At 72.3% G+C, this 10,472-nt stretch carries 11 protein-coding genes; 4 read left to right on the top strand and 7 right to left on the bottom strand.

Features of this window, described 5'->3' with window-relative positions:
- Positions 1 to 90: 90 nt before the first annotated feature.
- Positions 91 to 510, bottom strand: coding sequence for an aldo/keto reductase (locus AC2CHE_RS25690; RefSeq protein WP_484507415.1), 420 nt, complete (start codon positions 508 to 510; stop codon positions 91 to 93).
- A complete protein-coding gene (locus AC2CHE_RS25685; protein WP_484507414.1) occupies positions 435 to 662 on the bottom strand; it encodes an aldo/keto reductase in 228 nt (75 codons plus the stop codon). The genes AC2CHE_RS25690 and AC2CHE_RS25685 overlap by 76 nt, the downstream gene beginning before the upstream one ends.
- 263 nt (positions 663 to 925) lie before the next feature.
- Here AC2CHE_RS25685 and AC2CHE_RS25680 point away from each other — a divergent pair, with 263 nt between their 5' ends.
- Positions 926 to 4,096, top strand: a complete 3,171-nt coding sequence (locus AC2CHE_RS25680) for an NACHT domain-containing protein (RefSeq protein WP_484507413.1) — start codon at positions 926 to 928, stop codon at positions 4,094 to 4,096.
- 16 nt (positions 4,097 to 4,112) lie between these two features.
- Here the strand turns inward: AC2CHE_RS25680 and AC2CHE_RS25675 are convergent, their stop codons facing one another.
- The 5 genes from AC2CHE_RS25675 to AC2CHE_RS25655 form a co-directional block, all read right to left on the bottom strand.
- Positions 4,113 to 4,343, bottom strand: coding sequence for a Rho termination factor N-terminal domain-containing protein (locus AC2CHE_RS25675; RefSeq protein WP_484507412.1), 231 nt, complete (start codon positions 4,341 to 4,343; stop codon positions 4,113 to 4,115).
- Entirely contained in the window at positions 4,340 to 5,290 is a 951-nt protein-coding gene (locus AC2CHE_RS25670) for a ParA family protein (protein ID WP_484507411.1), read from the bottom strand. Before AC2CHE_RS25670 ends, AC2CHE_RS25675 begins: the two co-directional genes overlap by 4 nt.
- A gap of 156 nt (positions 5,291 to 5,446) precedes the next feature.
- A complete protein-coding gene (locus tag AC2CHE_RS25665; RefSeq protein WP_484507410.1) occupies positions 5,447 to 6,148 on the bottom strand; it encodes a YqeB family protein in 702 nt (233 codons plus the stop codon).
- Positions 6,145 to 6,933 carry an ABC transporter permease gene (locus AC2CHE_RS25660; protein ID WP_484507409.1) on the bottom strand — a complete coding sequence of 263 codons (789 nt, stop codon included), beginning with the start codon at positions 6,931 to 6,933 and terminating at the stop codon, positions 6,145 to 6,147. Before AC2CHE_RS25660 ends, AC2CHE_RS25665 begins: the two co-directional genes overlap by 4 nt.
- Positions 6,930 to 7,859, bottom strand: a complete 930-nt coding sequence (locus tag AC2CHE_RS25655; protein WP_484507408.1) for an ABC transporter ATP-binding protein — start codon at positions 7,857 to 7,859, stop codon at positions 6,930 to 6,932. The genes AC2CHE_RS25660 and AC2CHE_RS25655 overlap by 4 nt, the downstream gene beginning before the upstream one ends.
- Before the next feature lie 132 nt (positions 7,860 to 7,991).
- Here AC2CHE_RS25655 and AC2CHE_RS25650 point away from each other — a divergent pair, with 132 nt between their 5' ends.
- From AC2CHE_RS25650 to AC2CHE_RS25640, 3 genes are all read left to right on the top strand, one after another.
- Complete coding sequence (locus AC2CHE_RS25650) at positions 7,992 to 9,233, top strand: sensor histidine kinase (protein WP_484507407.1); 1,242 nt, start codon at positions 7,992 to 7,994, stop codon at positions 9,231 to 9,233.
- 86 nt (positions 9,234 to 9,319) lie between these two features.
- The gene (locus AC2CHE_RS25645; RefSeq protein WP_484507416.1) at positions 9,320 to 9,973 is read left to right on the top strand and encodes a response regulator; all 654 of its coding nucleotides are present in this window, start codon (positions 9,320 to 9,322) and stop codon (positions 9,971 to 9,973) included.
- Between the two features lie 114 nt (positions 9,974 to 10,087).
- Positions 10,088 to 10,472: hypothetical protein (locus AC2CHE_RS25640; protein ID WP_484507406.1), on the top strand; the 385-nt coding region annotated here is incomplete at its 3' end.

Below are 10,472 nucleotides of genomic sequence, written 5' to 3'. Positions count from 1 at the left end.
ACCACACCCCCCCCCCCCCCCCCCCCCCCCCCCCCCCCCCCCCGCCCCCGCCCCGGCCCCCCCCCCCCCCCCCCCCGCTTCCGGCCCCCATCACCAGGCGGTGTCGAGCCGGTGCCGTTGCTCGGGCGTGAGTTCCAGGTCCTCGGTGGCGAGGCTCTCGTCCAGCTGCGCCACCGAGGAGACCCCCACCAGCGGGATGGTGGGAATGTCGCCGTCGAGCAGCCAGGCCAGCACCACCTGGTTGACCGTCGCGCCGGTCTGCGCCGCCACCTCGCGCAGCGCGGCCAGCCGCACCGGCGCGCTCGGCAGGTCGTACTCCGGCCCCAACGGCTTGTCGTCGCGGACGTAGGCACCCCGCAACAGTGACCGGTACGACACCAGGGCCAGACCCGGCTCGGCCCGCAGGTAGCTGGTCAGGTCGCCGCCGACCGCGCCTACGTTGCCGTCGGGGTCGAGGTCGGTCGGCCCGTCCAGCCGATCTCGTCGCCGACGCCCCGGCTGCGCCGCCACCGACCGAGCAGCTCCTCGCTCTCACCACCCTGCCCGCCGGTCATCCAGAAGGCGTAGTTGTCCGATGTGTCGATGAAGGTGCCGCCGGCCTCGACGAACCGGTCGAGGATCGCGTACGAGGTGGCCTCGTCGGTCTTCGTGCCGAACAGCATCGCCCCGAGGCTGAGCAGCTGACCTCGCGGCGGGTACGCGGGTCGTTGCCGATCGTGCGGTACCGCATGGAAACTCCTCTCGCGCGCCCGAACCGGTGGGCGCGGCACCAGCCTGCGTCTTCGAGCGCACTCGAGGTCAACCCCTTGACCCTGCCCACTTGGCCGAAGGTCCATCGACGGTGACACCTGAGCCCGGTGTGCATCGGCAGCCCCACCCATACGGTGTGTCCCTGCCCTATGCCACTGAGTAGAGGAGCCGCCCTGTGTCGCAGCTGCCGGACCTGCCCTTCGGCTTCGAGTACGCGGCACTCGGCCTCTTTCTGGTGGCCGTGCTCGTCGGGGTGGTGCAGCAGTTCTTCGCCGACTGGATCAAGTCTCTGCTGGCCCGGCTGTGGGGCCTCGTGGCCGGTCGGCGACGCGGCATCCGGGCCGACGAGTGGCGTCGCTACCGCGCCTGGGTCGCCCGCACCTACACCCGGATGGAGCTCGGCTTTCTCCGGGATGTCTCGGTCACGCTGAACGAGGTGTACGTGCCGTTGGAGTACGAGCAGGACGGTCGGCGGGTCGACATCTACCGCGACGTGCAGGACCGTCGGCGCACGGTGATCCTCGGCGCGGCGGGGGCCGGCAAGTCGATGCTGCTGCGGCACTCGATGGTGCGCTGGGCGGCGGCGCCAGAGCGGTTCGAGCGGGTACCGGTGCTCGTGGAACTGGCCCGGTCCAACCGGGACGGACGCACGATCCGGCAACTGATCGCGGAGGCCCTCGGCCGGCCCGACGACGAATCGGGGAGCCGCCGACGGCACCGCCGCGCCCACCCGCTCGTCGCCGATGCGGAGCAGGTGGTCGAGGTGGCGTTGGCCGATGGCCGGCTCTGCGTGTTCCTCGACGGGCTCGACGAGGTGGTCACCGAACGGCGCGGCGCGGTCGCCGAGGACATCAAGGAGTTCGCCGAGCGCCATCCGACGACGCAGGTGGTGGTCACCTGCCGGGACGCGGTCTACGACGGTGACCTTCGGCCGGTCTTCGACCGGGAGATCCGGGTGGCCGGCTTCGACGACGCCGGTATCCGGCACTTCCTGCGGCTCTGGTTCACCCGACGACGGGGCGCGGAGCCGCACGCGACCGGGCGGGAACGCGACGAGGTGTCGGCTGATCCCCGGCACATCGTGGAGCAACTGCTGGCGGAACTGCGGTCGAGCCCGACGATGATGAGGCTGGCCCGCAGCCCGCTCATGCTCACCATGATCAGCACGTTGTACGAGGCGGACGCCGGTGCCGGTCCGATGTTGACCAACTCGCGGGCGGAGTTCTACCAGCAGGCCGTCGAGCACCTGCTGCGCCGGGACCGGGATCTCGGCCGGCACCGCAACCTGGCGCGCTACCAGGCCGGCCACAAGCTCATGGCGTTGCGGGCGATCGCGCTCGCCGCTCAGGGTGGTCGGTCTCAGGGCACCGACCGGCGGGTCATCGGCGAGGCGGAGGTGTACGCCGAACTCGCCCGCATCCTGCCCCGCTTCCGGCTGGCCGAGGAGCACCTGCCGCGCATGGTCGACGAGATCGTGGAACGCAGCGGGCTGTTGATCCGCATCGACGACAACAACCTGCTCTACGAGTTCGCCCACCTGACCTTGCAGGAATACCTGGCGGCGGTGGAGCTCGCGGACGATCCCGAGCGACTGCTCGGGCTCTACCGGGAGAACCCGGGCCGGTGGCGGGAGACGGTGAAACTCTGGTGTGCCGGGGCCAACCGCGACGCCTCCGGCGTGGTCCGGCAGATCTTCGCCGGTGACGACCGGGACAAGCTGCTCGCCCTGGAGTGCGTCGCCGAGGCCCGACAGCTCGATGAGAGCCTCGCCGCGACCATCGTGGACAACCATGTGCGGCTGCTCGGCAGGCCGATAGCCGACAGGCATCTGGTGCTGGCGGCGCTCGGCGCGGTGGCCGGCAATCCGGGGACGTTCGGTCAGCAGTTGTTCGACAACCTGTCCCAGCAGGCGCGCTCCGGCGGCCAGGTGGCCGAGGACGCCGTGGTGGTGCTCGCGGAATCCCGCCGCCGGGAGGCGATCGAGTTGCTCAGCGAGATGGCGGTACGGGTACCGGCGGCCCGTGCGGCGTTGCGGGCCACTGGTGAGCTGGCCATCCCGACCCTCGCCGCCCGGGCCGGTGCCGGCTCGGTGGCTGCCGTCGACGACCTGGCCGCCGTCGGCACGCCCGCCGCCGCCGTGACGCTGGCGGAGCAGTTGTGGGCGGCAGACCGGAAGGTCGCCGTGCGCGCGGCATGGCGGCTGGCCGTCCTGGTCGGTGCGCCGGACGTGGAGAACGAACTGCGTACCTTCGACCCCTCGGCGGTGGAGGCGGCGTCCGTGACCGCCGAGGCGGTGCGGTTGACCGACCGGCGATCGGGACGGGTGCCGGGCGTGGAGTGGTACGACTGGCTGTGGGCGCCCTTCGAGCCGGGCACCCCGATGGCCCGGACGATGGGCCGCCTCGGCTGGCTGATCCTGGAGTCGACCGACGACGCACCGGGTGATCTCGGCACCGTCGACGTGCGTCTCGCGATCGCTCTCGTCGCGTGGGCCGGCGCCTTCGGCACCGACAAGGTGTCGAACGAACTGACCGAGGAGCTGACTCGTGAGGCGCACGGCTTCGGCTACAAACGGCTGCTTTCCGGTGCTGTCCGCACGTACGAGATCCGGGACATGCTCGACCTGGTGGCCCGGCGGGAGCCCGGTGCCGCCCGCGACATCGCGGTACGCGCCCTGGCGCATCGGATGTCCGGCTGGCGGGCGGCGTTGCTGGCCAGCCTGCCGACGCCGGTACTGACGGAATTGGCCTGTCGACTGTGGAGCAGCACCAGCCTCGGCGCTGACCTGCGGGACTGGCGGACGCTCAACGAACGGCCGAAGAAGCCGACGGTGCTGGTCTTCCTGCGCAACGTCGCCGGCACGCTCGGGGCGCTGGCCGGCGTGACCCTGGTCGGCATCGCGATCACCCGCTCGTTCGGCACGCTGATCGACTGGTGGGCGTGGGGGCCGGTGGAGGTCGCGTCGCTCGTGGTGGGGTGCACGTCCCTGGCGGTCATCTGCTTCGTGGTCGCCCTGCTGATGCCGGCCGACCACGACCTGTTGTGGGTACCCGCGGTCTTCCTGTTGATGAGCGGGGTCGGGGTGGCGGGCGCGGGAGCGCCGGTCGCGTTCGCCACCGTGGCCGGCTGGCTGGGCGTCGCCTCCACCGTTGTGCTGAGTGCGGCGCTGGTGGGCGCGCTGGTCGCGCTGGTGCGCTTGACCGGCCACCGGGAGCGGGCGTTGCGCAACCCGTATCGGGCCCTGCTCGACCGGGTGCCGACGGCCCGTGCCCACCAGACCGTCATCGGTCGCCAGGCCACCGGCGGCAGTGCTCGGGTGCGGCAGCCGGTGCGGACCGGCGGCTGACAAGTGCCGCGCCGGATCAGCGTTGGCGTAGCGCGGTGGAGGTGAGGCGGTAGCCGATGGTGTGCTCGACCAACCGTTCGACCAGGTCGGCCTTGCGCAACCCGGCGACGCCGCGCAACCCCAACTCCGTGCCCAGCTTCCGCAGGTCGCGTAGCGGCCAGGGGGAGAGGTACGCGGTTCCGTCGGCGCGGCTGTTCATCGTCGCCAGCCGGTCGACGGCGACGGTCAGGTCCTGTTGCTCGCTCATGCCGGCCCTTCGCTTCGCTGCGGCTGCCGGTCCGGCTGGAGATGTTCGAGGAACTCGGTGGCGAGGCGGCGCAGTTCGTCGCGTACGGCGGGTACCGTGACGCGGTCGCGCAGCACCACCGGCACGCCGCGCGGGGTGTTCGTCGCGTAGAGCGTGACGTTCTCCCGCAGCGCGGTGGGGAAGACCGGCAGGCCCAGGTTGCGGACCTGGTCCATGTAGCCCTGGTGGGTGGCGATGGGCTGCTGGGACAGCAAGTGGATCATCGTGAAGACCACGCCGGCCACGTCGGGGGCCACCTTCTGGTGCCGGCGTACGGTGGCGAACCGGCGGGCGTCGGCGTTGTACTGCTCGACCAGCTCCCGCACGTTGCCGTGCAGGTAGTCGATGCCCAGGGTGGACAGGTAGTCGGCCCGGGCCGGGATGACCAGGTGGTCGCTGGCGATGATGGCCGACTGGGTGACCACGTTGAAGTTCGGCGGGCAGTCGATCAGCACCATGTCGTACGGGTCGAGCCCGTCGGCGAGCAGCCCGTCGGCGAGCGAGCCACGGACCCGGAACAGTTCGGCGTCGTACTCCTCGCCACCGGCGACGCTGCGGGCCAGGGCCAGGTCGATGTCCACGAGTTGCAGATGCGACGCGATCAGGTCGAGCCGGCCGGCGCCGCTGAGCCGCGAATTCGCCGGTCCGGGTGACACCACAAGTTCACCGAGCGTGACCGACGGGTTGCCCTCGCGTAGGCCGTCGTACCAGCGTTTCACCGTCCGGCTGTCGCGCAGCCGTTCCCGCCAGTCGTCCGGGTCGTAGAAGCCGAAGGTCAGGCTGGCCTGCGGGTCGAGGTCGATGAGCAGCACCTTCATCCCCCGGTTGGCCAGTTCGGCACCGAGGTTGGCGGTCACCGTGGTCTTGCCGACCCCACCCTTGTAGTTGATCACGGACACGACGTACATCGACGTACCTCCCCAAGACGACTGACGGTAGCGGGCCGTCCGCCGAAAAGTCGATCACGGGCGGGGCGTCGTGGATCTCGGCGTCACCGGGCAGGTGCATCACCTGCGCCAGCTCACCACCGTCGGCCGTCGACGGCAGCTGTGCCGTCAGGCCAGTCAGGATGGTGGCCGGGCCGACCGGGTCAGCCGGAAGTGCTGTCGTTTGCCGTCGTCACGGAGCACCACGCCGTAGCGGGACAGTTCGGCGCGCAGCTCCCTGGCCTCGCCGCCCCGGTCGTGCTGCAACGCCTCCTGGCGTGCCCGCAGCAGCGCGTCCGCGCCGGCCGGCAACCCGGGCAGGTCAGGCACCCAACGCCGGTACGCCGCGCGGTGCGGATCCGCCTCCGCCCACGGCCAACCGTGCTCCCGGAAGGCTTCGGTCAGCTCCCTCGCCGGCAGGTCGACCGACTGCCGGGCCAGCTCGGCGTCGTCCGCGTCGAGCAGCACCAGGTTCTTGCCGTCCAGGTAGACCACCCGGGTGTCCCGCCGGTCGATCTCCCGCTCGGAGCTGCCCTGCCGCAGCCGCACCTCGGCACCGGACACGGTCACTCGTACCCGCTCTGCGGTGCCGATGGCGGCGACGACCAGCCCGACCAGGATGCCGACACCCACCCCACCGGGTAGCGCGTACTGGTCGGGCAGACCGTCGACCGCCCGGAACAGGCCCTGCACCGGAGCCCAGGGCAGGTCGGCCACCCAACCCGCCCCGGCCACCAGCAACCCACCGAGCACGCCGCCGACCAGCGGGATGCCGCCCCAGAGCAGGACCAGCTCGGTGAGGCCACCACTGACCACGGTCGGCGTCCCGTACGCCCTCACGCCACCTCCCGCCGCATGGTGCGGACCATACCGGCGACCAGCGGCACGACCAACCACAGCAGCAGGGAGACCGCGAGGCGCTGCCACTGCCCGGCGGTCACCTCGGCGGTGAACAGTGGATCCATGGTCCGCCCGGTGTCCAACCACTCGGCCGCGCGGTTCAGCGGCCGGACGAGTCCGCCCACGAACGACCAGACGATCGGCAGTACCAGATAGGCCACGATGGCCAACGGAGTGTTCAGCAGCAGCAGCCCGAACCCCGCGCCCATCAGCACGCTCGCCACCTGGAACACCACGGCGTGCGCCACCAGGGCCGCCTCGATCCGCCACGTGCCCGCGCCTCCCGTGGCACCGGCGATCGCCGTGCCGGCGGCGGCGAACGCCAGGCTGCTCAGCACCGCTCCGAGCGCCGCCAGAACCATCGCGGCGAGCTTCGCGGTGATCACCCGTTCCCGCCGGGGCACCAGGGCGAACGTGGTAAGCGCCGTGCGCTGTGACCACTCACTGGTGATCGACAGGATGCCGAGCACCGGAAGCAGCACCCCGACCGGCAGCAGGGACGTGGCGAAGAAGATGGTGAGGATCTGATCCGGCGCTTCGGCGTACACCAGGAGGAGCGCGACGATCACGGCGCTGACCAGGCCGATGGTGATCAGCAACCAGCGACTGGCCCGGGTGTCGACGAGTTTGCGCAGCTCCACGGCGGTCAGCCGGGCCAGCGACGGCCGGTGCTCGGCCCGGCGGTGTGCCGGAGCGGCCTCGGGCGTGGTGGTGACGGTGGTCATCGGACGACCTCCCCGGTCGGTTCGGCGATGGTGGTGGCGGGCACGACGGGGCCGGGAGCGGTGGCGGTCAGGGTGAGGAACAACTGCTCCAGGCCGCCGCCGGCCGGACGCAGCTCGGTGAGCGCCACCCCGGCGGCCAGGGCGGCCTGCCCGACGGCCTCGGCGTCGGCACCGACCAACAGCCCTTCGGAGCCCTCACTGACCGTCAGACCGGCCCGGGTCATCGCGGCCCGCAGCGCCGCACCGTCGCGGGCCCGCACGACCGCGCCGTCGCCGGCCAGCAGCTCGTCCTTGCCGCCCTGGGCCACGATCCGGCCGCCCCCGATGACCACCAGCCGGTCCGCTACCGCCTCCACCTCGCGCAGCAGGTGGGAGGAGAGCAGCACGGTGCCGCCCCGGTCGGCGAAGTCGCGCAGCAGGCCGCGCATCCAGAAGATCCCCTCCGGGTCCAGGCCGTTCGCCGGCTCGTCCAGGATCAGCACCCGGGGGTCACCCAGCAGCGCGTGCGCCAGGCCGAGTCGCTGGCGCATGCCCAGCGAGTACGCCCGCACCCGCCGTCGGGCCGCCGTCGGGCCCAGCCCTACCCGGTCGAGCAGCTCGCCGACCCGGAACCGGTCGGCGCCCATCGTCGCCGCCGCCACGGCAAGTGCCTCCCGGCCGGTCCGCCCGGCGTGCTGGGCGGAGGCGTCCAACAGCACCCCGACCGTACGGCCCGGGTTGGGCAGCTGCCGGTACGACCGACCATCGACGGTGGCGGTGCCGGCGGTCGGTGGGGTGAGCCCGCAGATCATGCGCATGGTGGTGGACTTGCCGGCCCCGTTGGGGCCCAGGAACCCGGTGACGGTGCCCGGTTCGCACTGGAACGACACGTCCTCGACGGCGGTGTGCCGCCCGTACCGTTTGGTGAGCTGGTGTACGGCGATCATGGCTGCCAGCCTGTCCGCGCCGGCCGGCCATCCGCAGCGGCCATCGGTCTGGCCCACACAGACCAAGGTCGACGCCGAGGTCTCGACTTTGGTAGCTGGTCCGGTGCCCGACGGCTGCCTACCATTGCGCCTGTGACCAGCGCCGCCGTACTCGATCACCCGGGTCTGCTACCCGGGTCGCTCGGCGCCGCGCCGCGCCGTTCCCGGCGTACCCCCCGCGACTGGCTGGTCGACAGCCTCGCGTTCCTGGTCTCCCTGGCCTGGGTGGTGCTGGCCACCTTCGACGCCGTCGACCCGAACCCGGGATTGGCCGAACGACTGCCTCACGACTGGATGATCGTCGCGGACGCCTTCTCCGGCCTGGCCTGCACGGCGGCGCTCTGGTGGCGGCGTCGCTGGCCGGTGGGTCTGGTGCTGGCGACGCTGCCGTTGACACTGTTCTCCTTCGCCTCCGCCATCGCCCTGGTGATCATCTACTTCACGGCGGTGGTGCACCGTCGGACGGCGATCGCCCTGGCCGTCATCGCAGCCGGGCTCGTCACCAACTTCTTCTTCCCCCTGCTGCGTCCCGAACCCGGCAGCCCGTACTGGGTCTCCACCCTCTGGGGAGTGGTGATCATCCTGCTGGTGCTGGCCTGGGGGATGTTCGTGCGGGCGCGGCGGCAACTGGTGATGTCGCTGCGTGAGCGCGCCGAGCGGGCCGAGGCCGAGCAGCAGCTGCGGGTCGCCCAGGCCCGGCAGTTGGAGCGCACCCGCATCGCCCGGGAGATGCACGACGTGCTCGCCCACCGGATCTCGCTGCTCAGCCTGCACGCCGGGGCGTTGGAGTTCCGCCCCGACGCGCCCGCGCCGGAGGTGGCCCGGGCGGCCGGGGTGATCCGGGACAGCGCGCACGCCGCCCTTCAGGACCTGCGTGAGGTGATCGGCGTGCTGCGCGCCGAGACCTCGCCGCCCGACGAGCCGGAACGCCCCCAGCCGACCCTCGACGACCTGCCCGCCCTGATCGCCGAGTCCCGGGCCGTCGGAACCCGCGTCGACCTGCGGGATCGGGTCTCCGCGCCGGACCGGCTGCCGGTGGCCGTGGGACGCAGCGTCTACCGCCTCGTGCAGGAGGGGCTCACCAACGCCCGCAAGCACGCCCACGGCGCCGCCGTCACCGTCGGCCTCGACGGAGCGCCCGGTGACGGGCTGCGGGTGGAGATCCGCAACCGTCGGCCGGTGGGCGAGCTGCCCGGGACGGCCATCCCCGGTGCCGGCACCGGCCTGGTCGGCATCGCCGAACGGGTCAGTCTCGCCGGTGGGCGGTTGGAGCACGGCTGCGACGAGCGGGGCAACTTCCGGCTGGCCGCGTGGCTGCCGTGGCCGGCGACGTGACCGGCCCAATGCCGGCCGCCGCCGAGGGCGATGGCGCGGCGTCGGCGGTGTCCGCCCCCGACGCTTCCGCTGCCGGCGGCGAGCAGATGGTGCGGGTCCTGATCGTGGACGATGACGCGCTGGTACGCGCCGGCCTGTCGATGATCCTCGGCGGTACGCCCGACCTGAAGGTGGTCGGCGAGGCGGCCGACGGCAGTGAGGTCGTCCAGGCCGTCGCCGCGTGCCGGCCGGACGTGGTGCTGATGGACATCCGGATGCCCCGGCTGGACGGGCTGGCCGCCACCGAGGCGCTGCGCGGGCTGCCCCGGCCGCCGGAGGTGCTCGTGCTGACCACGTTCGACGCCGACGAGCACGTGCTGCGGGCACTGCGGGCCGGTGCCGGCGGGTTCCTGCTGAAGGACACCCCGCCGGTGGAGATCGTGCGGGCGGTGCGCCGGGTGGCGGCCGGCGAGGCCACCCTGTCGCCGACGGTCACCCGGACCCTCATCGAGCACGTCACGGCGGGGCCGGCGGCCGACCCGCGGCGGGACCGGGCCGCGCGGCTGATCGAGGGCCTGACCGAGCGGGAGCGTGCCGTCGCCGTGGCGCTGGGCAGGGGGCGTACCAACGCCGAGATCGCCGCCGAGCTGTACATGAGCGTGGCCACCGTCAAGGCGTACGTCTCCCGGCTGTTGACCCGTCTCGGACTCAACAACCGGGTGCAGGTGGCCCTGCTGGTTCACGACGCCGGGTTGGTCTGAAAACCGTTTGAACCATCCCGTCGCGGTGGCCGTACCACTGCTCGAGGTGCGGTGCTTGAAGCGCACCGCCACCGGAGCTGCGGGAGGTCTGCCGTGCGAGTCGATGAGCAGTCGATGGATCCCATCGATCAGATTCTGGGCGAGTTGCCGGTCCCGACGCCGTTGACCCCCGAGGACGTCCGGCTGGCCGTCCGGGCGGTGGTCGTGCACGCGGCCGAGGAGTGGCCGTCCGGGGCGCTGTGCCGCAACGACGGCGCCCGGTTTCCCTGCCGGCTGCATCGTTGGGGTCGGAAGGTACTGCTGAACCACGGGCTCAACGAGCGACAGCTCGACGCCCTGATCCGGCACGGCAATCCGTTCGTGCACGTGCCGTTCCCGTTTCTGATCAACGGGCCGTCGGCGGGACGTACTCCCGCCGCGCGTCCGGCGGGCACCGACCGGGCCGTCGGCTACCCGCCGCGGGCCGCCGGGCGGCCCGACCGCGCGGCCGGATACCCGG

The organism is Micromonospora sp. ATLC16, assembly GCF_057196645.1.
This window is presented reverse-complemented; position numbering and strand designations above follow the sequence as displayed.

Coding starts and splice junctions, on each gene's coding strand:
- AC2CHE_RS25685 (WP_484507414.1), bottom strand. CDS start 662: ATGCTGTTCGGCACGAAGACCGACGAGGCCACCTCGTACGCGATCCTC.
- AC2CHE_RS25675 (WP_484507412.1), bottom strand. CDS start 4,343: ATGAGCGAGCAACAGGACCTGACCGTCGCCGTCGACCGGCTGGCGACG.
- AC2CHE_RS25670 (WP_484507411.1), bottom strand. CDS start 5,290: ATGTACGTCGTGTCCGTGATCAACTACAAGGGTGGGGTCGGCAAGACC.
- AC2CHE_RS25660 (WP_484507409.1), bottom strand. CDS start 6,933: ATGACCACCGTCACCACCACGCCCGAGGCCGCTCCGGCACACCGCCGG.
- AC2CHE_RS25655 (WP_484507408.1), bottom strand. CDS start 7,859: ATGATCGCCGTACACCAGCTCACCAAACGGTACGGGCGGCACACCGCC.
- AC2CHE_RS25645 (WP_484507416.1), top strand. CDS start 9,320: ATGGTGCGGGTCCTGATCGTGGACGATGACGCGCTGGTACGCGCCGGC.